Origin of the sequence: Microbacterium sp. NPDC058062, assembly GCF_042885375.1 — a bacterium.
Taxonomy (GTDB): Bacteria; Actinomycetota; Actinomycetes; order Actinomycetales; family Microbacteriaceae; genus Microbacterium; species Microbacterium trichothecenolyticum_C.
The window spans coordinates 341,514-363,647 of sequence record NZ_JBHVSC010000005.1 but is presented as its reverse complement, the minus strand read 5'-3'; the positions used below and the strand labels follow the sequence as shown (position 1 = coordinate 363,647).

The 22,134-nt window shown below is 68.8% G+C and carries 17 protein-coding genes and 2 riboswitches; of the genes, 4 read left to right on the top strand and 13 right to left on the bottom strand.

The window, feature by feature from the left end; translation table 11 throughout:
- Nucleotides 1–76: 76 nt before the first annotated feature.
- Complete coding sequence (locus ACFVSU_RS18135; protein WP_387146123.1) at nt 77–1,834, bottom strand: ABC transporter ATP-binding protein; 1,758 nt, start codon at nt 1,832–1,834, stop codon at nt 77–79.
- Nucleotides 1,835–1,872: 38 nt separating this feature from the next.
- Here ACFVSU_RS18135 and ACFVSU_RS18130 point away from each other — a divergent pair, with 38 nt between their 5' ends.
- Complete coding sequence (locus ACFVSU_RS18130; protein ID WP_387146120.1) at nt 1,873–2,478, top strand: PH domain-containing protein; 606 nt, start codon at nt 1,873–1,875, stop codon at nt 2,476–2,478.
- A gap of 14 nt (nt 2,479–2,492) precedes the next feature.
- Here ACFVSU_RS18130 and ACFVSU_RS18125 read toward each other — a convergent pair whose 3' ends face one another.
- The 3 genes from ACFVSU_RS18125 to ACFVSU_RS18115 form a co-directional block, all read right to left on the bottom strand.
- Nucleotides 2,493–3,647 (bottom strand): ABC transporter permease, encoded by a 1,155-nt coding sequence (locus tag ACFVSU_RS18125; protein WP_387146118.1) that lies wholly within the window; start codon nt 3,645–3,647, stop codon nt 2,493–2,495.
- Nucleotides 3,647–5,182, bottom strand: a complete 1,536-nt coding sequence (locus tag ACFVSU_RS18120; RefSeq protein ID WP_387146116.1) for an ABC transporter permease — start codon at nt 5,180–5,182, stop codon at nt 3,647–3,649. Before ACFVSU_RS18120 ends, ACFVSU_RS18125 begins: the two co-directional genes overlap by 1 nt.
- A 160-nt stretch (nt 5,183–5,342) precedes the next feature.
- Nucleotides 5,343–7,121 (bottom strand): ABC transporter family substrate-binding protein, encoded by a 1,779-nt coding sequence (locus ACFVSU_RS18115; protein WP_387146113.1) that lies wholly within the window; start codon nt 7,119–7,121, stop codon nt 5,343–5,345.
- Between the two features lie 163 nt (nt 7,122–7,284).
- On the opposite strand from ACFVSU_RS18115, the gene ACFVSU_RS18110 reads away from it, so the two are divergent.
- Entirely contained in the window at nt 7,285–8,154 is an 870-nt protein-coding gene (locus ACFVSU_RS18110) for a CPBP family intramembrane glutamic endopeptidase (protein ID WP_387146110.1), read from the top strand.
- Nucleotides 8,155–8,461: 307 nt separating this feature from the next.
- Nucleotides 8,462–9,466 (top strand): hypothetical protein, encoded by a 1,005-nt coding sequence (locus tag ACFVSU_RS18105; RefSeq protein ID WP_387146107.1) that lies wholly within the window; start codon nt 8,462–8,464, stop codon nt 9,464–9,466.
- Between the two features lie 182 nt (nt 9,467–9,648).
- Here ACFVSU_RS18105 and gcvP read toward each other — a convergent pair whose 3' ends face one another.
- The 9 genes from gcvP to ACFVSU_RS18060 form a co-directional block, all read right to left on the bottom strand.
- Entirely contained in the window at nt 9,649–12,540 is a 2,892-nt protein-coding gene (gcvP, locus tag ACFVSU_RS18100; protein ID WP_387146104.1) for an aminomethyl-transferring glycine dehydrogenase, read from the bottom strand.
- Nucleotides 12,537–12,920, bottom strand: coding sequence for a glycine cleavage system protein GcvH (gene gcvH, locus ACFVSU_RS18095; protein WP_387146101.1), 384 nt, complete (start codon nt 12,918–12,920; stop codon nt 12,537–12,539). Before gcvH ends, gcvP begins: the two co-directional genes overlap by 4 nt.
- Complete coding sequence (gene gcvT / locus ACFVSU_RS18090) at nt 12,917–14,035, bottom strand: glycine cleavage system aminomethyltransferase GcvT (protein ID WP_387146098.1); 1,119 nt, start codon at nt 14,033–14,035, stop codon at nt 12,917–12,919. The genes gcvH and gcvT overlap by 4 nt, the downstream gene beginning before the upstream one ends.
- 46 nt (nt 14,036–14,081) lie before the next feature.
- Nucleotides 14,082–14,186, bottom strand: a riboswitch (glycine riboswitch).
- A riboswitch (glycine riboswitch) is annotated at nt 14,187–14,283 on the bottom strand.
- A gap of 43 nt (nt 14,284–14,326) precedes the next feature.
- Nucleotides 14,327–15,499, bottom strand: coding sequence for a MarP family serine protease (locus ACFVSU_RS18085; RefSeq protein ID WP_387146095.1), 1,173 nt, complete (start codon nt 15,497–15,499; stop codon nt 14,327–14,329).
- A 109-nt stretch (nt 15,500–15,608) separates the two neighbouring features.
- Nucleotides 15,609–16,475 carry an ABC transporter ATP-binding protein gene (locus ACFVSU_RS18080; RefSeq protein ID WP_387146092.1) on the bottom strand — a complete coding sequence of 289 codons (867 nt, stop codon included), beginning with the start codon at nt 16,473–16,475 and terminating at the stop codon, nt 15,609–15,611.
- The gene (locus tag ACFVSU_RS18075) at nt 16,472–17,359 is read right to left on the bottom strand and encodes an ABC transporter ATP-binding protein (RefSeq protein WP_387146089.1); all 888 of its coding nucleotides are present in this window, start codon (nt 17,357–17,359) and stop codon (nt 16,472–16,474) included. The genes ACFVSU_RS18080 and ACFVSU_RS18075 overlap by 4 nt, the downstream gene beginning before the upstream one ends.
- Nucleotides 17,356–18,339: an ABC transporter permease gene (locus tag ACFVSU_RS18070; protein WP_387146187.1), complete on the bottom strand. Its 984-nt coding sequence runs from the start codon at nt 18,337–18,339 to the stop codon at nt 17,356–17,358. The genes ACFVSU_RS18075 and ACFVSU_RS18070 overlap by 4 nt, the downstream gene beginning before the upstream one ends.
- Nucleotides 18,340–18,436: 97 nt before the next feature.
- A complete protein-coding gene (locus tag ACFVSU_RS18065; protein WP_387146086.1) occupies nt 18,437–19,432 on the bottom strand; it encodes an ABC transporter permease in 996 nt (331 codons plus the stop codon).
- Nucleotides 19,433–19,475: 43 nt separating this feature from the next.
- Nucleotides 19,476–21,152, bottom strand: coding sequence for an ABC transporter substrate-binding protein (locus ACFVSU_RS18060; protein ID WP_387146083.1), 1,677 nt, complete (start codon nt 21,150–21,152; stop codon nt 19,476–19,478).
- Nucleotides 21,153–21,412: 260 nt separating this feature from the next.
- On the opposite strand from ACFVSU_RS18060, the gene ACFVSU_RS18055 reads away from it, so the two are divergent.
- Entirely contained in the window at nt 21,413–22,132 is a 720-nt protein-coding gene (locus ACFVSU_RS18055) for an NUDIX domain-containing protein (protein ID WP_387146080.1), read from the top strand.
- Nucleotides 22,133–22,134: the final 2 nt, after the last annotated feature.

The following is a 22,134-nucleotide window of genomic DNA, read 5'->3' as shown; positions in this document are numbered from 1 at the left end:
AAAGAGAATGGGGATGCCGGAATGCCGGCATCCCCATTCTATTGGGCGCTGCTGTGTATCGCCTTTCGGCGGCGGATCAGCCCTCCAGGCCTGCTTCGAGCAGGGCCGCGCGCGCCTCGCGGCGCACGCGCTGCTCCTCGGGGTCGGGCACCGGGATGGCGGCGATGAGACGACGCGTGTAGTCCTCCTTGGGCGCGCGGAGGATCTGCCCGGTCGCGCCCTGCTCGACGATCTTTCCGTGGTGCATCACGATGATGCGGTCCGCGAGCGAGTCGACGACCGCCAGGTCGTGGCTGATGAAGAGGCACGCGAACCCCATGTCGGCCTGCAGCTGACGAAGCAGCTGCAGCACGGTGGCCTGCACCGAGACGTCGAGCGCCGAGGTCGGCTCGTCGGCGATGAGCAGCTTGGGCTGCAGCGACAGGGCGCGGGCGATGCCGACGCGCTGCTTCTGACCGCCCGACAACTCGTGCGGGTAGCGGTTGCGGTACGCGCGGGGCAGCTCGACGGCGTCGAGCAGCTCCTGGATCTTCAGGTCGAGCTCTCGGCCCTTCGCGACGTTCGCCAGGAGCATCGGCTCGCCGATCGACTGGCCGATCGGGAGACGCGGGTTGAGCGACGACGACGGGTCCTGGAAGACGATGCCGACGTCCTTGTGCACCTTGTGCAGCAGGCGCCGGTCGGCCTTGGAGATGTCGTAGCCGACCACCTCGGCCTTGCCGTCCGCGATCGGGAGCAGGCCGATCGCGGCGCGTCCCACCGTGGTCTTGCCCGAGCCGGACTCGCCCACGAGGCCCGTGACCTCACCCGGGTAGATGGTGAAGTTCGCATGCTCGACGGCACGGAACGCCGGCACACGCCCGCGCTTCGGGTAGTCGATCGCGACGTCGGCGAAATCGAGCACCGGGGCGCCGAGGCCCTGGCGGCGCTGCTCGTCCTCGCGCGCGGCGACATCGGCCAGGCGGATCACCGAGGTGTCCCCGGCGAGGGCCGCCGTCGTGTCGATCGACTCCCCCTGCGCGTCGCCGATGCGGGGCACCGCGGCGAGGAGCTGCTGCGTGTACGGGTGCGTGGGGCGGTTGAACACCGCATCGACCGAGCCGCGCTCGACGATCTCGCCCTTGCGCATCACGACGATGTCGTCGGCGATGTCGGCCACCACGCCCATGTCGTGGGTGATGATGAGGATCGCCGAGTCGAGGCGGTGCCGGAGGTCCCGCATGAGGTCGAGGATCTCGGCCTGCACCGTCACGTCGAGGGCCGTGGTCGGCTCGTCGGCGATCAGCAGCTGCGGGTCGCACGAGATCGACTGCGCGATCATCGCGCGCTGACGCTGGCCGCCCGACAGCTGGTGCGGGTAGGAGTTGAACGCCTTCAGCGGATCGGGCAGCTCGACCATGTCGAGCAGCTCGAGAGCACGCGTGCGCGCGGCGCTCGGCGTCATGCCCTGGTGGATGCGCAGCGTCTCGATGATCTGGAACCCGACCGTGAACACCGGGTTCAGCGCGGTCATCGGCTCCTGGAAGATCACCGCGATCTCGCGGCCGCGCACACGACGCAGGTCGTCCTTGCGGAGGCCGAGGATCTCGCGGCCTCCGAGCTTGACACTGCCGGTCACCCGGGCGTTGGACGGCAGGAGCCCGAGCATCGCCATCGAGCTCGCGCTCTTGCCGGAGCCGGACTCGCCGACGATCGCGAGGGCCTTGCCCGACTCGACGGAGTAGTCCAGCTTCTTCGCTGCCGGCACCCAGTAGTTGTCGACGGCGAAGTCCACGGACAGGCCGCTCACTTCCAGCAGCGGACTGCCGGTCATGGGGGTGGGAGACGCGTTCATTTCATGGTCCTTGTGGGATCGATTGAGAGAATGAGGGGGTGACCGACCGTGCGATCCGCATCGACTCCCGTTTCAACCGCATTGCTGCCGTCATCGTCTGGAGTCTTGCGGCGCTCGCAGTGATCACCGCCGTATGGAGCGCGGACCCGCGGCTGACGTGGGTCTACGCCGCCACTCCGCTGGCGGCCCTGCTCGGCTGGATGGCGCTGTGGCGCCCCTGCGTCGAGGTGTCGGATCGCGGTGTGCGCATCGAGAACGTGAGCCACGACGTCGACGTGCCGTGGGAGGCCCTCGTGCACGTCGAGACGGCGCGGGCCCTGACGCTGCACACGCCGTCCGGCAGCTTCACTGCCTGGTCGGCGCCGGCGCCCGGCTTCTTCACCACGATGATGGGCAACGCGAAGGCCCGCCGCGAGGCGAGCGCCGCCGGTGGCGACGCCCGCCCGAGCGACCGCATGGGCACCGACTCGGGCAACGCGGCTCTCGTCGTGCGAGAGTCGTGGCGCAGCCGCCTCGATGCCGGTCAGGTCGAACTCGGCGTGGCCGATGAGACACCGGTCAAGCGCCACTGGCACGTGACGTTCCTCATCGCGTCGATCGTGCTCGCCGCGACGTCGATTGCGCTGATCGTCGCCACCGGCTGAGAGCCTGGCGCGCATCATCCGCGACGATCCGGGTCGGGCGCGATCTCTTCGTCGAGGACGTCGTCCGGACGATCGCTCGAGACGCCTTCGACGATCGCCGCACCGCCGGCCGTGACCAGCGCGCCCTCGGGCACGTCGGCGGTCGTGCCGGCAACGATGACCGCATCCTCCGGGAGATCCTTGACCTTGCGGAAGACGATGCGCTTCTGACGCGGGTCGAACGCGTCGCGCAGACCGTCGCCGACGAAGTTCACGAGGAGAGACAGGATCACGATGAACGCCGCCGGCCACCAGAACAGCCAGGGGCGCGTCTGGAACGCCGACTCGTTCGCTGAGATCAGCAGACCCAGCGACACATCGGGCGCGCGGACACCGTACCCGAGGAACGACAGCGACGTCTCGAGGATGATCGCGGCGGCGATCAGCAGCGTCGTCGCGACGATGACCACGCCGATCGCGTTCGGCAGGATGTGCTTGAAGATGATGCGCGCATCCGACGCGCCGGCGACGCGTGCCGCCTCGACGAACTCGCGCTCACGCAGGGTGAGGAACTCCGCCCGCACGAGTCGGGCGATTCCCGTCCAGACGAAGAATCCGAGGAACAGGGCCAGCAGCAGCGGACCGAGGTTGCCCACGGCCGATCCGACGACCGCGCCGATCACGATCACGGGGATCACGATGACGATGTCGGTCAGGCGCATCAGCACCGCGTCGACCCACCCGCGGTAGTAGCCCGCGAGAGCGCCGACGACGACGCCGAGGAAGGCGCCGATGAGGCCGATGATGAACATCATGTAGGACGAGTTGACGAGGCCGCGCATGACCATCGCGAAGTAGTCCTTGCCGACCGTGTTCTGGCCGAACGGGTGATCGCCGAGCGAGAACGGCCAGAGCGTCAGCGTGGGCTTGCCGCCGTTGCTGATCGGGATCAGTTCTTCGTAGTTCCACTTCCACCAGCCCGGGATGGGCCCGATGCCGGTCGCCGAGATGGCGAAGCCGACGATGAGGACGAAGAGGACCGCGCTGACGACTGCGGGCTTGTGCGCGATGAAGCGTCGGAACGTCAGGCGTCCCTGGCTGATGCCGCGCTCGTCAGCGGTCTGGACGTGCACGCCTCCGTCGGAGGGTGCGGTGGGCGGCTCGAGGGCCGGATCGATGGGGATCGACATTACTTGACCCTCACTCTCGGGTCGATCGCCGAGTACGCGAGGTCGGCGAGGAAGTTGAACGTGATGGCGAACACGGCGATGACGACGAAGTACGCCATGACGGGGTTCGGGTCGGCGTGCGACAGCCCCTGGTTGAAGAGCGCACCCATGCCACTGAACGCGAAGATGCGCTCGGTGATGATCGCGCCACCGATCAGCGCGCCGACATCGGCCGCGACGATCGTCGTGATCGGGATGAGCGAGTTGCGGAACGCGTGACGCACCACGACCGTCCGCTCGGGAAGACCCTTCGCTCGGGCGGTGCGGATGTAGTCCTGGTTCAGCGTCTCGAGCATGCCGCCGCGGGCGTATCGCGTGTACGCGGCGAACGAGATGAGCATGAGGCTGATCGTCGGCAGCAGGAGGTGGGTGAATGTGTCGATGCTCTGGATCCACCAGTCGCCCTGCAGATTGGGCGTCTGAGAGCCGATCGTCGCGATCGGTCGTCCGTTCACCTTCGGGTTGTTGACGTACGAGTTCCAGTTCTGCATGAACTGGTCCAGGATGATCACGCCCATGCCGAGCAGGCCCGTCAGGACGCCGATGCGGATCGCCTGCCCCTTGTCGTACTCACCGAGGAACCAGCCGGCGGCCGCGCCGACGAGAGCCGCCGCCACGAACAGGGCGAGGACCCCCCAGCCGTTGAACGACTTGAGGAACGGCTGCAGCACGAAGTACGCGGCGATGAGGACGATCGCGGTGACACCGGCGGTGCGCCACGCGTAGCGCGCACGCGGTCCGGCGATGATGAGGACCATGCCCGCGGCGAACGCAGCGATCAGCAGCGGCGTGAGGATCGGGCCCAGCGACGGGTTGAGGAACCACGCCGTCACGCTCATGCCGTACAGCATCGCTCCGGTGGTCACCACGGACGCGGCGAAGACGATCAGGCGGCGCTGCCTGGGTCCGCCGATGATCGCCTGCCAGAAGACGCCGGAGATGAGACTGAGTGCGATGATCCACGGCCATGTGAACACCGGACTGTCGAGCCAGTCGTTGAAGCCGAGGGCGAAGAAGACCTTGAGGAGAACACCCATCACGAACGACGGCAGCGAGTAGAACAGGAAGCTGGCGAACGTGAACGAGTAGTCGATGGCGCTGTACTGGCGAAGTGCCGACACGATGCCGACGAGGACGCCGAGGACGATGGCGAGGATCGTCGACGCGGTGACGAGCTGGAGCGTCGCGCCCATCGCACGTGCGAGGACGATCGTCACCGGCTGGTTCTGGATGGTGACGCCGAGGTCGCAGCCGCCGAACGGGATGACGCAGCGGGCGGCGCCGAGCAGCCAGTTGAACCAGCGGACAGGGATGGGCTGGTCGAGGTTCAGCCACGCGATGCGCTGTGCGATCAGCGCGTCACGGTTCGGGCTGTTGGAGGCGTACAGGTCCTCGAGCGGGTCTTTGGCGAGAGCCACGAGGGTGTACATCAGGAAGGATGCGGCGATGAGGATCAGGATCGAAACCCCGATGCGCCGCAGAACGAAGCTAAGCACTGGGCTGGCCCTTCATGCAGAAAAGGTAGCAGGCGGGCGACGACGGCAGCAGAGGCCGGGCGTCGGGTTCGCCGGCTGTGGACGGGAAGACACACGCACGGGGCGCCGGGCTGTTCAGCACCCGACGCCCCATGGCGTGGTGTTTCAGATCGTCACCGAATTAACCGGCGACCGTCCACTCCCAGAAGTTCCAGAACACACCGGTCTGGTTGCCCATGAAGGTGATGCCCGAAACGCGGTCGGTGTGCGCCTCGAGGCCGGGGCCCTGGAAGAGCGGCAGACCGTATGCGTCGGAGAACAGCTCGGTGTCCGCCTCGATCGTCATCTCGTCGATCTTGTCGGTGTCGAGCGTCTGCGGGATCGTGCGAGCGATCTCGTCGACGGTGTCGTTGGCGTACTTGTTGAAGTTGCTGCCACCGAAGCTCGCGAAGATCTGCGGGATGGTGCCGTTGCCGACACCGGGCGAGATCCAGCCGAAGATGACGGCGTCGTAGATGTCCGAACCGAGCTGGGCGCTCCAGTCCTCACGGCCCACATCCTCGATCACGAAGCCGGCCTGCGAAGCCGAGGCCTGGATGGCCTCGAACGCCGCGACGCGGTTCGGGTTGTTGATGTTGTACATGAGGCGGATCGTCGGGGTCGCACCGGCGAGGAGCTCCTTGGCGCCCTCGATGTCGACATCGGCGTACGCGTCCGAACCGTTGGCCGCGACAGCGTCCTTGTACGGCTTCTGGGCCGGGATGAAGAGGTTCGAGTTGAGAACCTCAGCCTCGGGGTTCACGGGCTTGATGAGCGTGTCGACGAGCTGCTGACGCGGGATCGTCTTGAGGAACGCCTCGCGGACGTTCTTCTCGGCGAACGGGCCGGCGAAGGTCAGGTCGAGGTGGTCGTAGTTGAGCGCGTCGCCCTGGAGGACCTCCACGCCGTCGATCGCCTGCAGAGCGGTGAGGGTGTCGCCGCTCGCCTGCGGGGCGATCACGTCGACCTCGCCGTTCTGGAGGGCGGTCACCTGAGCCTGAGCGTCACCGATGAAGCGGATGACCATCTCGGAGAACTGCGGCTTGAGGTCACCGGTGTACTTGTCGTTGAGCTTCAGCGTCATCGACTGCGTGGGCTCCCACGAGTCGATGATCCACGGGCCGCTCGAGAGGTACAGCGACGGGTCGTCCGGCAGCGACGTCATGTCGAAGCCCGAGTTCCAGAAGTCGGCCGCAGCCTTCAGCGTCTCGTTGACCGGAGCCGGAGCGGCGGCGTCGCCGCGGGGGCTGGTCAGGATCGTGTCGATGAGCTCGGCCTGGTCGACGCCGGCCTTCTCGGCGACGACGTGGACCGGCTGGTCGATGAGACCGATGATGTTCCAGTCGACGAACGGGGTGTCGTACTCGAGCGTGAGCGACAGCTTGTCGTCGGCGACATCCTTGATCGTCGAGGTCTTGACGCCCTCGGTGCTGCCCGCGTACGCGAAGTACTTGGTGCCGCTCGTGGGCTCACCGGTCTCGGGGTCCAGCGTGGCGTCGTCGAAGACGCCCGACGTCGCGGCCCAGCCGAAGATCAGGTCGTCGGTCGTGATGGGCTCGCCGTCCGACCACTCGAGGCCGTCGTTGAGCGTGTACTTGACCTGGAGCGGGTCTTCGCTGACGATCTCCATCTTGCCGAACGACTCGTCGGGGACGACCTCGTAGGTGTCGCTGACGTAGTAGAAGCCGGCGCGGGTCAGGTAGTTGACCTTGCCGTTGATGTCGAGGTTGCCGTTGTCGCTGTTCGAGTTCGTGCCCGTGAACTCGTTCACCTCGGCGATGGTCACCGCGGCGTCGGCGGTGTTCCCGGTCTCCTCCGTCGCCGGCGGGGTCGTCGAGCATCCGGCGAGGACCAATGCGGTCACGCCGACGCCCGCCGCGACTCCGAGTGCGCGCATGCGCCACGTCGTCTTGTCAGACACTTGTGTCTCCTCTGTGCAGGGTAATGCGCGCGAATCCAGCCGGAAGCCGGACCTGCGCGCGGATGGGAAAACGATAAGCACCGGTTGTGAGATGGTCAAAACGATCGGCGAAAACGTTACAGAGCCTTAACTCAATCGACGCGGAGTGTGACAATCTGACAAGATGACGCCGCCGAACCGGCCCACAGGTCAGAGGGATTCGACTACGCTTTCGCCCCTCACGTCGTACGACCGCCGACGCCTCACCTGGGAGGTGTGGATCGTCCTCGCGATCACGGTCGGACAGTCCGCGGTGTACTCCGTGCTGTCGCTCGTGCGCAAGCTGCTCGCCCCCGTTCCGCTCGGCCAGCAGCAGACGCAGGTGAACCCCTCGCGGGACGCGCAGGCGGTCTGGGATGTCGTGTACCAAGTGCTCGCCGTCTTCTTCGCGCTCGCCCTCGTGGCACTCGTCGTGTACCTGCTCTGGGAGCCCGGCAGCAACGCGCTGCGCCGCATCGGCCTGGACTTCTCGCGCTTCGGCGGAGACCTCGGCCGAGGCATCCTTCTCGCCGCCGTCATCGGCGTTCCGGGTCTCGCGCTGTATGCCGCAGGACGCGCGCTCGGGGTCACCGTCGCGGTCGTCGCCTCCCCCCTCGATGCGGCGTGGTGGACCGTGCCGCTGCTGGTGCTGTCGGCGCTGCGGGCGGGGCTGACCGAAGAGGTGATCTTCATCGGCTACCTGTTCGACCGGCTGCGGCGGTTCGGCTGGAACGACTGGGCCATCATCCTGACCTCCGCCGGCCTGCGCGGCGCGTACCACGCGTACCAGGGCATCGGTGCGATCGTCGGCAACTTCGTGATGGGCGTGGTCTTCGGCTGGTGCTACCGCCGGTGGGGTCGCGTCATGCCGCTCGTCATCGCGCACACGCTCCTCGACATCGTCGCGTTCGTGGGGTATCCCCTGGCCGCGGCCCTCTGGCCGGGCGTGTTCGCCCCGATCCCGACCCCGACCCCCACGCCCACGCCGACGCCGACGCCGACCCCCGCGGCCTGACCCGGTCGCGGATGCCCCTGCGCCGCAGCATCCATCCCCGCCCCACACGCGGATCGCGCGCGGTGCCTGACCTCGCACCCCGCCGGCGTCCCTGATCGCCGAGAGTGCACCTGGTCGCCGAGATGCTGGTTGGTTCCCTACCTCTCGGCGACCAGGTGCACTCTCGCCGATTGGGGGCGCGAGGGGACGGGAGGTCCGGCTGAGGGGGCACCTGGCGGCCTCCTCCACAGCGGCAGCGGGACGCGGCGGGTCCACAGAAGCGTCGCGCCATGCATCCACACCCGGTTGACACGGAGATGGTGGACGGATGCCGCTGGTCAGTGTCGCGCGAGCCCTCAAGCCGAGTCCGTTGGCGTTGCTGCGGCACGTCGACGTGTCCCACCCAGAACGCGGGGCCGCCAAGGGAGAACTGGTCAAGGTCCGCCACGGTATCTATGCCTCCGCCGCGCTGTGGACGTCGCTGCCGCCGTGGGACCGATACCTCGCACGCGTCTACGCAGCGGCGCTCGTCCACCCCGACGCGATCTTCTGTCTGGAGTCCGCCGCCGCGCTGCTGGGGATGCCGATCTTCGGTGACCCGGTCGACGTGCATGTGCTCGTGCCGGCGACACGTTCATCGAGACTCGTTGCCGGCGTGCGCACGCACCGGTCGAGCGAAGACCGGACGATCGTCGAGATGGGCGGACTCGCGATGACCGGTCCGGAAGACACCGCAGTGGATCTCGCTCGTCTCCGGCACCCGGCGATCGGACTTGCTGCCGCGGACTCTGCGCTCAGACTCGCACCCGACTCCTCCGCCGACGGACTGATCCGCATCAGCGAAGCGCGCATCAGCGGTCGCGGTCGCGATATCGCGCGGTGGCCGCTCGCACGTGCGACCGCCTTGTCCGAGACCGCCATCGAAGCCATCAGCCGAGCAGTGATCGAGTGGCTCGGCTTTCCCGCACCCGAACTTCAGGTCGCGTTCCGGTCGTCGGGGAAGGAGGATCGTGCCGACTTCGTCTGGAAGCACGTCAGGCTTGGAGGCGAAGCCGATGGCGACCTCAAGTACGACGGACGCTACGGCGACGCGCGTGAGATGTTGCGCCGCCAGACCCTCCGCGACAGGAGGCTGCGAACGCACCTCCGCGCGGTCGCTCACTGGGGATGGACGGATGCGACCACGGTGACGCCCCTGCGCGACATCCTGGCAGGCGCTGGCTTGCGGGCGATCGCGCCCGAACAGACCGCGCATCTCCACTCGCTCCGGCGCCTGCTGGCGCCGCACGCGCCCCACTTGATCGGCGCATCCACCGGGCAACGGGTCCGCTGAGATCGCGAAAGTACAGCTGGTCGCCGAGATGCCGGTTGCTTCCCTACCTCTCGGCGACCAGGTGCACTCTCGCGGATCTGGGGCAGGCGCCGGACTGGGACGGGTGCCAGCGCCAGGCCGGGCGGGGGAACGACGGAGCGACGGGATGCCGGGGGCACCGGCATCCCGTCGCTCGGGGATCGTCAGGCGAAGGCCTCGATGGGCGGGCAGGCGCACACCAGGTTGCGGTCGCCGTAGGCCTGGTCGATGCGGCGGACCGGCGGCCAGTACTTCGTGCGGACGAGCGTGTGGACCGGGTAGACGGCGGTCTCGCGCGAGTACGGGTGGTCCCACGAATCGGAGACGACCGACTCGGCCGTGTGCGGGGCGTTCGCGAGGGGGTTGTCGCCCTGCGGCCACTCCCCCGCGCCGACGCGGTCGGCCTCGGCCTTGATGGCGATCATCGCCTCGATGAAGCGCTCGATCTCGCCGAGGTCCTCGGACTCCGTGGGCTCGACCATGAGGGTGCCCGCCACGGGGAACGACATCGTCGGGGCGTGGAAGCCGTAGTCGATGAGACGCTTGGCGACGTCGTCGACCGAGACCCCGGTCGCTTCCTTGAGCGGACGAAGGTCGAGGATGCACTCGTGGGCCACGAGCCCGTCCTCGCCGGTGTAGAGCACCGGGTAGTGGTCGCGCAGGCGCACCGCGATGTAGTTCGCCGCGAGCACGGCCGCCGCCGTCGCATCACGCAGACCGGAAGCGCCCATCATGCGGATGTACGCCCACGAGATCGGGAGGATGCCGGCCGAGCCGTGCGGTGCGGCCGAGATGGGTCCGCCGTCGAAGACGCCGCCGGCGTGGTCCTTGCGCTGCGACAGCGGATGCGACGGGAGGTAGGGCGCGAGGTGCGCCTTCGCCGCGACCGGGCCCACGCCCGGACCGCCGCCGCCGTGCGGGATGGCGAACGTCTTGTGCAGGTTGAGGTGCGAGACGTCGCCGCCCAGGTCGCCGAAGCGCGCGTAGCCGAGGAGCGCGTTGAGGTTGGCGCCGTCGACGTACACCTGGCCGCCGGCGTCGTGCACGGCCTGCGTGATGTCGAGCACGTCGTGCTCGTACACGCCGTGCGTCGACGGGTACGTGATCATCAGCGCCGCGAGCTCGTCGGCGTGCGCCGCGATCTTCGCGCGGAGGTCGTCGAGGTCGACGTTGCCGGCCTCGTCGCAGGCGACGACGACGACGCGCATGCCCGCGAGCACGGCGGACGCGGCGTTCGTTCCGTGCGCCGACGACGGGATGAGGCACACCGTGCGGGCGAGGTCGCCGTTCGCGCGGTGGTAGCCGCGGATCGCCATGAGCCCCGCGAGCTCGCCCTGCGAGCCGGCGTTCGGCTGCAGCGACACCGCGTCGTACCCGGTGACCTCGGCGAGCCACACCTCGAGCTGCTCGATCATCGCGAGGTAGCCGTGCACGTCGTCCTCGGGCGCGAACGGATGCACGCGCGAGAACTCCGGCCACGACACGGCGGCCATCTCGGTCGCCGCGTTGAGCTTCATCGTGCACGAGCCCAGCGGGATCATGCCGCGGTCGAGCGCGTAGTCGCGGTCGGACAGCTGCTTGAGGTAGCGCATCATCGCCGTCTCGGAGCGGTGCGAGTTGAACACCGGGTGCGTGAGGAACTCCTCGACGCGATGCAGCCCGGACGGCACGCCCGCCAGGGGCGCAGCATCCGTGAAGGAAAGCACCCGCTCGCCCTGCTCACCCGCGCCCAGGAACTCGTTCTCGGGAAGACCGAAGGCCCACGCCACGGCCGCGAGGTCGTCGGCCGTCGTGGTCTCGTCGACGGAGACGCCGACCGTCGCGTCGTCGGCCCAGAAGAGCTGGAAACCACGCTCGCGTGCGCGCTCGATCACGCGGCGCGAGGCACCGGGGGTCGCCACCCGCAGCGTGTCGAAGAACGAGTCCGACCGCAGTGACAAGCCGTACGAGCGCAGTCTGTCAGCCAGCGCCGAGGCCTTCTTGGCGACGTCGGTCGCGATCGCGCGGAGGCCGTCGGGCCCGTGGTACACCGCGTACATCGACGCCATGACCGCGAGCAGCACCTGTGACGTGCAGATGTTGGACGTGGCCTTCTCGCGGCGGATGTGCTGCTCGCGCGTCTGGAGGGCGAGGCGGTAGGCGGGGTGGCCCGCGGCGTCCTGCGAGACGCCGACGAGGCGGCCCGGCAGCTGCCGCTCGAGTCCCTGACGCACGGCCATGTAGCCGGCGTGCGGACCGCCGAAGCCGAGCGGAACGCCGAAGCGCTGCGTCGTCCCCACCGCCACGTCGGCGCCGAACGAGCCCGGCGAACGCAGCAGTGTGAGGGCGAGGAGGTCGGCGGCCACGACGACGAGCGCACCGGCGACGTGCGCCGCGTCGACGACGCCGGACGGGTCCCACACGTGGCCCGACGCGCCGGGGTACTGCACCAGCACGCCGAACAGCTCGTCCGGCAGGGTCGCGCCTCGGGCGAGGTCGAGCTCGACGAGCTCGATGCCGACCGCGGCCGCGCGGTGCGCGAGCAGGGCCTTCGTCTGGGGCAGCGCGTCGGCGTCGACGACGAACACGTTCGACGACACCTTCGAGCCGCGTCGGGCGACGAGCATGCCCTCGACGACGGCGGTCGACTCGTCGAGCATGGACGCGTTCGCCGTCGCGAGGCCGGTGAGGTCGGTGACCATCGTCTGGAAGTTGATGAGCGCCTCCAGGCGCCCCTGCGAGATCTCGGGCTGGTACGGCGTGTACGCGGTGTACCAGGAGGGGTTCTCGAGCACGTTGCGGGCGATCACCGACGGCGTGAGCGTGTCGTAGTAGCCGAGCCCGATCATCGGCCGCGCGGTGCGGTTCTGCGACGCCAGCACGCGCAGCTCCGCGAGCGCCTCGGCCTCGGTCGCTGCGGGCGGGATGTCGCTCGTGGCGCGGGGCTTCACATGGATGGATGCCGGAACCGCCGCCTCGACGAGCGCGTCGACGCTGTCGTAGCCCAGGGCGTCGAGCATCGTGCGCTGGGCTGCGGCATCCGTCCCGATGTGACGGTCGGCGAACAGACCCGTCATTCGGCGCCGCCCGTGAGCGAGATGTACGCGTCGCGGTCGAGGAGGTCCGCCACGGACGCGGGGTCGACCGTGATCTTGACCAGCCATCCGGCGCCGAACGGGTCGGCGTTCACGAGGGACGGGTCGTCGACGACGGCGTCGTTGACCGCGACGACCTCGCCCGTCAGCGGAGCGTAGAGCTCGCCGACCGACTTCGTGGACTCGATCTCGCCGACCACGGTGGCGGCGGTCACCGAGCTGCCCACGGCGGGCAGCTCGACGAACACGACATCACCGAGCTTGTCGGCGGCGTACGAGGTGATGCCGACGGTCGCGACGTCGCCTTCGAGGGCGACCCACTCGTGCTCGGCGGTGTACTTGAGGGCGGTGAGATCGGTCATTTGTTCCTCCGGTAGAAGGGCAGGTCGGTCACGGTCGCGGGGATGCGGGTACCCCGCACGTCGATGAAGAGCTCGGTGCCGGGAGCGCTCGCGGCGGGTGAGACGAACGCCATGGCGATGGGATGCCCCAGGGTCGGGCTGAGCGCGCCGCTCGTGATCTCGCCCACGGGGGTGGCGGCGTCGGCGCCGTCGAACACGGCGTAGCCGGCGCGGCCGGCGCGGCGCCCCTCGCCGGCGAGGCCGACGAGGACGGGAGCGTCGGACGCGACCACCGCGCCGAGGCCCGCCTTGCCGACGAAGTCTTCCTTGTCGACCGCCACGACGCGGCCGAGGCCCGCCTGTGCGGGGACGATGTCGAGCGACAGCTCGTGACCGTACAGCGGCATGCCGGCCTCCAGGCGCAGCGTGTCGCGCGCGGCGAGGCCGGCGGGAACGAGCCCTCGCGGCTCGCCGGCGGCGAGCAGGGCGTCCCACAGCGCGGCCGCGGCACGGTTCGGCACGAGGAGCTCGAAGCCGTCCTCGCCGGTGTACCCGGTGCGCGCGATGAAGAGAGGCTCGCCGTCGAACGTCCCGGACGACCATGCGTAGTAGCCGAGGTCGGCGAAGGCGGGCGCGACGTCGGCGATGCCTGCCGTCGCCTCGACGATCTCGAGCGCCGCGGGACCCTGCACGGCGATGAGGGACGTGTCGTCGGTCTGATCCTCGAGCTCGACCTCGAAGCCGTCGATGCCGTCCGCGAACGCCGAAGCGACGGCATCCCGGTTCGCGGCGTTGGCGATCACGAGGAAGCGGTCGTCGGCGAGGCGGTAGACGATGACGTCGTCGACGATGCCGCCGGACTCGGCGAGCACGAGCGAGTACTTCGCCTTGCCGACGCGCATCGGCGAGATCGCGCCGGCGAGGGCGTAGTCGAGGAACGCGCCCGAGCCCGACCCGCTGACGAGGAACTCGGCCATGTGCGAGATGTCGAAGAGGCCCGCGCCGCCGCGCACGGCGTGGTGCTCGGCGAGGTCGGAGCTGTAGCGCACGGGCATGAGCCAGCCGCCGAAGTCGGTGAAGGAGGCGCCGAGCGCCTCGTGGCGCTCGTGCAGGGCAGTCGTACGGAGTTCTGGCATGAGTTCTCCCGGTCGCGGACGGGCAGGCGTCCGATCGACGCCTGTGAACTCCCCCTCTGTCATGGGCCTGAGAGTTTCGCCCGTCCTGCGAGGGAGCGGGTTTTCACCGTCGGCGGATCCTCGCTGCGCTTGAATCACTTTCCAGAGTCGGCCTGCCCGAACGGTACGCGTACCTGAGAGATTGGCGGGGAGGCTTGCTCCTTCGGTGCTCGGCGATCGTGCTGCCGAGGCTCTCCCGCCCGGGTGATGGGCCGTTATTGACTTGCGGAGCAAGCATACCGGTCGGTGCCGTCAGCCGACGCAGGAGCCCGTCGACACGGTGTTCGTGAGCGAGGGCGCGCGATCGGCGACCGGGGTGAGCTCGGCCATCGTCATGGCGTACCCGACGTTGTCGTCGTTCTCGGCCCGCGCGAACACGACGCCGGCGACTTCGCCGTCGCCCGTCAGCAGCGGGCCACCCGAGTTGCCGGGTCGCACGACGGCCTGCAGCGAATAGATCTCGCGAGGGTTCCACGAGCTGTCGTACACGTCCGGCACGTTCGCGACACCCACCGACTGCACGCTCGCCGACACCATCGTGAACGGGCCGCCGTACGGGTAGCCCTGCACGACCGCGGCGGCGCCCGCCGCGAGCGTGGGAGAGAACGGCAGGGCGGTGGCGTCCAGGTCGTCCACGGCGATCACCGCAAGGTCGTCGATCGGGTCGAAGTAGACGATGCGCCCCTCCCGTGCGGGCACTCCGGGCAGCTCGACGATGGGGGTGTCGACGCCCGCGACGACGTGGGCGTTGGTCACGACGCGGTCCTCGGCGACGACGAAGCCGGTGCCCGACGATCCGCGCCCGCAGGCGTACGCATTGCCCGACACGCGGGCGACGGATGCTGCGGCCCGCTGCAGCTCGGGATCGTCCAGGGCGACCGGGGGCGCAGGCTCCGCGGTCCCCGGTCCGAGCAGCAGCCCGAGCCCTGGCAGTCCGTCGTCGAGCACGGCGCCGCGCAGCTGTGCGAGGGCGGCGGCGACGGGGTCGGGGGTAGCGGCCTCGATACCGCGCAGGATGGCGGACGACGCCACAGCCGACGAGATGACCGGGATGCCGGCGACCGCGATCGCGGGGGCGACGAGCGCCAGCGCGAGGATCGCGGCGACGACCGAGGCGATGCCGCCGAGGAAGCGCTCGATCCCCCGCAGCTTCAGCCGGTCGGCGCCGGAGCGCAGCGCCGAGCCGATCGCCGAGCCGACCGCCGCACCGGCGAAGACCAGCCCGAGAGCGGTGAGGAGCACGGCGGGGCCGCGCCACACCGGCGACGGCACCCAGGCGCTCACCAGCGGGGTCAGCCAGAACGCTGCGAAGGCGCCTGCGGCGAGACCCGCCAAGGTGCCGATGCTCGCGAAGAAGCCGCGCTGGACGCCGGCGACGCAGGCGGCGATGAGGAGGAGGACGACGATCACGTCGACGACGATCATCCTCACCCCTTCCCGACGGGACCCGTCTCGTCAGGCTACGCATCGAGGCTGGGAGAGGACCCCGATCGGCCGCCCGGGCGTGTCGGGAGGACCCGCGTGCAGAGGCGGGTCAGCGGCGCTCGGCGGCGAGCTCCCTCCGCACCTCGTCGCGCAGCATCCCCTGGTTCTCGGGATCCGGTGCGGCGCCCAGCAGAGTGCGGGTGTACTCGTGCTGCGGATCGAGGATCACGTCGTCGGCGCGGCCGCGCTCGACGATGTCGCCTCGGTGCATCACCAGGATCTCGTCGGAGAAGTGCCGGGCCGTGGCGAGGTCGTGGGTGATGTAGAGCACCCCGAGGTGGTCCTCGCGCTGCAGCTGCGCCAGCAGGTTCAGCACGCCGAGGCGGATGGACACGTCGAGCATCGAGACAGGCTCGTCGGCGATGATGAACTGCGCGCCGGGCGCGAGCGCCCGAGCGATCGCCACGCGCTGGCGCTGACCGCCCGACAGCTCGTGCGGACGACGCTCTGCCATCTTGTCGCTCGGCGTGAGCCGCACCCTCTCGAGGAGCTCGAGCACGCGCTGACGCACCTCGTCGCGGCCGATCCCCGGGTTGTGGATGCGCAGCGGACGCTCCAGATGGTGCTCGATCGAATGGAACGGGTTCAGCGACGCGAACGGGTCCTGGAAGACCATCTGCACGTCGCCGCGATACGCGGCGACGTCGCGGCTGCGGCGGCCGGCGGGTGCACCGTCGAGCAGGATCTGCCCGCTCGTCGGCGTCTCGAGCCGGGCCAGCATCCTGGCGATCGTCGACTTGCCCGAGCCCGACTCCCCCACCAGCGCGATGGTGCGGCCGGCCTCGAGCGTGAACGACACGTCCTTCACCGCGTGGAGGGTCGAGAACTTCAGGCCGCTGCGCAGCCGGAAGTCCTTGACCAGGTTCCGTGCCTCGAGCGTGCGCGGTGAGCCCGCGACCGGGTTCTGGGCGCTCATGCGGCCCCTCCTTCTGCTGAGGCCGCGCCGAGCATCGCCGAGATGGGCTGATGGCCGGTGCGCACGAAGTCGCCCCGGTCGCCGCGCAGGCTCGGGAAGCTCGACAGCAGCTTCTTCGTGTACTCGTGCTGCGGCGTGCGGTAGATGTCGGTCGCGGTGCCGAGCTCGACGATCTCGCCCTGCAGCATCACCGCGATGCGGTCGGAGATCTCGATCAGCATCGGCAGGTCGTGGGTGATGAAGATGACCGCGAACCCGAGCTTCTCGCGCAGGCGCATGATCTCGCGGATGATGCCGCGCTGCACCACGACATCGAGGGCAGTGGTCGGCTCGTCCATGATCATGACCTGCGGGTCGAGCGCGAGCGCCATCGCGATCATGACGCGCTGCCGCATGCCGCCGGACAGCTCGTGCGGGAAGCTGGTGAGGCGTTTGGGGTCGACGCCGACCAGTTCGAGGAGCTCCTCGCTGCGCCGCTGCTTGTCGCGCTTGGACATCTCGGGGCGGTGGGTCGTGAAGACGTCGAAGAGCTGCGCCCTGACGTTGATGACCGGGTTGAGCGAGTTCATCGCGCCCTGGAACACCATCGACACCTTGTCCCAGCGGAACCGGCGCAGCTCCTCGTCGGCGAGGCCGACGACGTCGATGTCCTCGCCCGACCGGTCGTGGAACACGACGTCGCCCGCCGTCATCAGCGCCGGCGGCTTGAGCAGCCGGTTGATGCCGTACGCGAGGGTCGACTTTCCGCACCCGGACTCGCCGGCGAGTCCCAGGATCTCGCCGCGGTGGAGCGTGAGCGACACATCGCGCACTGCTTTGACCGGCGGATCGACTTCGTACTCGATCGAGACGTTGCGCGCGGTGAGGACGGCGTCGCCGTTCATGCCTCGCCTCCGTTCGTGACGTGGACCGACTCGACACCCCGGCCGGCGCGCTTGGCCTGGCGCACGCGCCGGGCGTTCTCGGGTGCGAGCCGCAGCTTCGGGTTGATGATCTCGTCGATCGAGAAGTTGATGAGTGACAGGCCCGCGCCGAGGAGCGCGATCATGAGGCCCGGCGGCACGAACCACCACCAGGCGCCGGTGCCGAGCGCCTGGCCGGTCTGCGCGTCGTTGAGCATCGTGCCCCACGTGATCGAGCCGGTCGGCCCGAGCCCGAGGTAGGAGAGGCCCGCCTCGCCGAGGATCGCGAAGATGATCGCGAAGAGGAACTGGGCTGCCAGAAGCGGCAGCAGGTTCGGGAGGATCTCGACGCGGATGATGCGCGCCGTCTTCTCCCCCGCGACCCGGCTGGCGGCCACGTAGTCGCGCGACCGCAGCGAGCGCGCCTGCGCCCTCAGAACGACCGCGGACCCCGCCCACCCCGTGATTCCGAGGACGAGGGCCACCAGCATCCAACTTCTTCCGGGGATGTAGGTGGCGATCACCATCACCAGCGGCAGGCCCGGGATGACCAGCATGATGTTCGTGAAGAGCGACAGGATCTCGTCCCACCAGCCGCCCTTGTAGCCGGCGAGGATGCCGAACACGATCGACAGGATCAGGGCGATGAGGCCCGCGACGATGCCCACCATGAGGGAGCCGCGCGTGCCCCACGCGAGCTGGGCGAGCACGTCGTAGCCGAGCTTGGTCGTGCCGAGCCAGTGCTCCGCGCTCGGCGGCGACAGCGCCGGGTTGTCGGAGTCGGTCGGGTCCTGGCAGAACAGCGGCCCGAGGATGCCGAAGAGGGTGATGCCGATGACGATGGTGAGACCGAGCGCGAGTTTCAGCGACATCCTCGGCAGCAGCTGGCGGAAGCCGCGGCGCGCGGCGCGCGCCTCGTCGCGCGCCGCCTCGACGTCGGCGTCGACGGGCGGCGACATCATCGCGCCCGGTGCGATGAGGGCGGGGTCGATCGTGCGGTCGGAGAGGGTCTCGGGGACGCTCTCGTAGTCGGTCGACGTGTCGGTCACTTCGAGCCTCTCAGACATTGTGGCGCGCCCTCGGGTCGATGAATCCGTAGACGATGTCCATGATGAAGTTCGCCGCGAGCACCGCGATCGTGATCACCAGGAAGACGCCCTGCATCAGCGCGTAGTCGCTGTTCTGCACCGACTGGATCATGAGCTTGCCGATGCCGGGATAGGTGAACACCTGCTCCATGACGATGGAGCCCGCCACGACGAACCCGAGCGAGATGCCGAACCCGGCGATCGACGGGATCGCCGCATTGCGAGTCGCGTAGGTGCGAAGGATGCGCACCGGTTTCAGGCCCTTGGCCTCGGCGGTGACGATGTAGTCCTCCGAGACGGTCGACACCATCATGTTGCGCATGCCGAGCAGCCACCCGCCGACCGAGCTCAGCACGATCGTGAGTGCGGGAAGGAACCCGTGGTACACGGCGCTTCCGATGAACGCCCAGCTCCACTCCGGGCCTTCGGGGAAGGCCCACACGTCGTAGCCGCCGAAGATGGGGAACCAGCCCAGCGCGACGGAGAAGATCGCGATGAGCACCAGGGCGAGCCAGAAGTAGGGGATGGACTGCAGCACCGTCGTGAACGGCACCAGGTGGTCGACCCAGGTACCGCGGCGCCACCCCACCCAGGCGCCGATGCCGACGCCCAGGACGAACGAGATGACGGTGGCGAGACCCACCAGGATCACCGTCCACGGCAGGGCCGCGGCGATGAGGTCCGTCACCGGGGCCGGGTACTTCGTGATGGAGATGCCCAGGTCTCCCTGCAGCATCCGGCCCCAGTACGCGACGTACTGGTCCCACATCGACGACGAGTCGACGCCGAGCAGGGTCTTGATGTTGCGGACCGTGGTCTCGTTGATCTCCCCGCCGGCACGCTGCATCTTCGCGAGGAGGATGTCGGCGGGGTCGCCGGGCAGAAGCCTCGGCAGGAGGAAGTTGAGGGAGATCGTCGCCCAGAGTGTCACCACATAGAACGCGATCCGCCGCGCATAGAACTTCATCGCAGCCTGCTCCTCCGTGCCGCGGCTTCTGCCCGGTCGTGCATTACTTCACCGGCTCCAGGTGCTGGAGCACGTAGCCGGCCGCCACCGAACCCCAGGCCGGCGGGAACGCGTACAGGTCGTCCTCGGTCGGCCAGCCCGTGAAGTCCTTCGTGTTGAAGAACGTCTGGGTCGCGTTGATCACCAGCGGGATGTACGGGAGGTCGCGGACGATCTCGGTCTGCAGGGTGGCGTACGCCTCCTGCTTGACGGCCTCGTCGTTCGTGGCTGCGGCCGCGGCGACGGCCTCGTTCACGATCGCGTTGTCGTAGCGGCTGAAGTTCCAGCGGCCGGCGGGGACCTCTTCGCCGACCTGCGAGGTCGACTCACCGGCGAACCAGTCCTTGTAGATCTGGAACGGGTCGGCGACCGAGGTGCCGATGACACCGCCCATGATCAGCTGGTACTGCCCGGTCTGACGTGCGTCCGAGAACTCCTGCCACTGCACCGTCGAGGCGTTGACCTTGATGCCGGCCTCTGCCGCCTGCTCGCTGATGAGCTTGGCCGCGTCGTTGTAGTCCGTCCAGCCGTCGACCGAGATGAGGCTCAGCTCGATCGGGGTGCCGTCCTTGCCGTAGAAGCCGTCGCCGCCCTTGGTGTAGCCGGCGGCCTCGAGGATCTCACCGGCGGCCGCGGCATCCGGCGACTGCGGGCTGATCTCGTTGGCCGGGTCGGCGACCCACTTCTGGTCGCGCGGGAGCAGAGCGAAGGTGGGCGAGATGTCGCCGGTCAGGCCGACGAACGCCTTCTCCTTGATGGTGCCGCGGTCGATCGCGACATTGAGCGCCTGGCGCACCGCGACGTCGGTCTGCGGGCCCGTGCAACCGAGCTCGGCGTTCGAGCAGGTGTAGAGCACGGTCGGGTCCTGCGGCGTGTTCAGCATGCTGATGACGCCGTTCGAGGTCACCGAGTCGGGGTTGGGCACGAACATGCCGGTCCAGTCGAGCTCGCCCGCCGTGAGCAGGTCCTGCGCGGACTGGTTGGCGTCGATGCCGATGTACTGCACCTTCTTGATCGCCGGCACGCCCTCCTCGCGGAAGTTCTCGTTCGCGACGACGGTGTAGGACGCGTCCGTCACCTTGTCGACGACGTACGGGCCGGTGCCCACCGGCTCCTCGTCGGTGAAGGTCGTGTAGTCGTCGACCTCCGACCAGATGTGCTCGGGCAGCATCCAGGTGGTGCCGAGGATCTGGAACTCGTTCGTGAACTGCGGCGTCTCGTAGGTCAGGACGAGCGTGGTGTCGTCGGGGGCCTCCGCCGAGATGAGACCGTCGCGGTGGTTCGGCTCGTAGTTGAAGGTGAACGCGGCGTCTTCCGCCGTGAAGTCCTCACCGTCGCTCCACTTCACGCCGTCCTTGAGCGTCACCGTGATGACGGTGCCGTCCTCGTTGTACTCGAAGCTCTCGCCGAGCATGGGGGCCGGCGCGTCGTCGGCGGTCTTGTTGTAGAAGAACAGCGGCTCGTAGATCGGACCGAGCGCGGCATGCAGCACGCTCGGCGAGAAGGGGTTGAAGTTCGCCTCGATCGGAGTCTGGCTTCCGGCCCAGACCCGCAGCGTGCGGCCCTCGGAATCGCCGCTGTCGTTGCCGCCGCCAGTGGCGCAGCCCGACAGGCCGAGACCGAGGATGGCGGCCCCGGCGACGGCGATGAGCGCCGCTCGGCGCTTCGCGTTTCGAATCATCGTTGGTTCTTTCTCTCGTGCGGCATTGCAGGGAGGAGGTGCGCGGGCACCCGGTGCATTCATTAAGTACTGATCCTTAACAAATGAGTGTTAGTAAACCTAACAAACATTCCCCCTCCCGCGCATCCTGGGAACGCACTGTGTACGTCACGTCTTCGCAACGGTTCGGGCCGGGCTGGTGGGTCGCGACGGGTGTTACGGCAGGGGTTTGGCTTCTGGTCAGAGTGACACTATGATCGGATCAGACAGTTAGAGTCACCATGACCAGAACAGCACCTGAGCCCCACTCCCCCAGCGCCCCGGCCGACGCCGAAACGATCCGCGTCGCGGTGTCGACGGTGATCTTCACCCTCCGCCGGCTCCCCGGAAGCGACGCCGTGCAGGTCGTCCTGCCGCTGGTGCGGCGCACGCGCGATCCGCACGAGGGCCAGTGGGCGCTCCCCGGCGGATGGCTGGACGCGACGGAGGGACTGGATGCTGCGGCATCCCGTACCCTCGCCGAGACGACCGGGCTGGCACCGAGCTATCTCGAGCAGCTGTACGCGTTCGGCGCCGTCGACCGCTCCCCCACGCGGGTCGTCTCGATCGTGTACTGGGCGCTCCTGCGCGCCGACGAGATCACGGACGGATCGGTCGAGAACGTGGAGTGGTTCGACGCGGCCGCCCTCCCGGAACTCGCCTTCGACCACAACGAGATCGTCGACTACGCGCTGTGGCGCCTGCGCAACAAGGTCGGCTACAGCCGCATCGCCCATGGCCTCCTCGCCGACGAGTTCACCCTCGCCGACCTGCGCGAGGTCTATGAGGCGATCCTCGGCCGGCGCCTCGACCCGGCGAACTTCCGCCGTCAGGTCGAGAACTCCGGCACCCTCATCCCCACAGACCGCTTCCGCACCGGAAGCCACCGCCCCGCGCGGCTCTACCGCTACAACCAGGACGTCGAGCTCGCCGACCGCGGCCCGCTCGACGCCCGCCACTGATC

Excerpts from the sequence above, each read along its gene's own strand:
- gcvT (WP_387146098.1), bottom strand. The coding sequence starts at position 14,035 with ATGCCAGAACTCCGTACGACTGCCCTGCACGAGCGCCACGAGGCGCTC.
- ACFVSU_RS18055 (WP_387146080.1), top strand. The coding sequence starts at position 21,413 with ATGACCAGAACAGCACCTGAGCCCCACTCCCCCAGCGCCCCGGCCGAC.
- gcvP (WP_387146104.1), bottom strand. The coding sequence starts at position 12,540 with ATGACGGGTCTGTTCGCCGACCGTCACATCGGGACGGATGCCGCAGCC.
- ACFVSU_RS18135 (WP_387146123.1), bottom strand. The coding sequence starts at position 1,834 with ATGAACGCGTCTCCCACCCCCATGACCGGCAGTCCGCTGCTGGAAGTG.
- ACFVSU_RS18110 (WP_387146110.1), top strand. The coding sequence starts at position 7,285 with ATGACGCCGCCGAACCGGCCCACAGGTCAGAGGGATTCGACTACGCTT.
- ACFVSU_RS18080 (WP_387146092.1), bottom strand. The coding sequence starts at position 16,475 with ATGAGCGCCCAGAACCCGGTCGCGGGCTCACCGCGCACGCTCGAGGCA.
- ACFVSU_RS18105 (WP_387146107.1), top strand. The coding sequence starts at position 8,462 with ATGCCGCTGGTCAGTGTCGCGCGAGCCCTCAAGCCGAGTCCGTTGGCG.
- ACFVSU_RS18060 (WP_387146083.1), bottom strand. The coding sequence starts at position 21,152 with ATGATTCGAAACGCGAAGCGCCGAGCGGCGCTCATCGCCGTCGCCGGG.
- gcvH (WP_387146101.1), bottom strand. The coding sequence starts at position 12,920 with ATGACCGATCTCACCGCCCTCAAGTACACCGCCGAGCACGAGTGGGTC.
- ACFVSU_RS18085 (WP_387146095.1), bottom strand. The coding sequence starts at position 15,499 with ATGATCGTCGTCGACGTGATCGTCGTCCTCCTCCTCATCGCCGCCTGC.
- ACFVSU_RS18125 (WP_387146118.1), bottom strand. The coding sequence starts at position 3,647 with ATGTCGATCCCCATCGATCCGGCCCTCGAGCCGCCCACCGCACCCTCC.
- ACFVSU_RS18070 (WP_387146187.1), bottom strand. The coding sequence starts at position 18,339 with ATGATGTCGCCGCCCGTCGACGCCGACGTCGAGGCGGCGCGCGACGAG.
- ACFVSU_RS18065 (WP_387146086.1), bottom strand. The coding sequence starts at position 19,432 with ATGAAGTTCTATGCGCGGCGGATCGCGTTCTATGTGGTGACACTCTGG.
- ACFVSU_RS18075 (WP_387146089.1), bottom strand. The coding sequence starts at position 17,359 with ATGAACGGCGACGCCGTCCTCACCGCGCGCAACGTCTCGATCGAGTAC.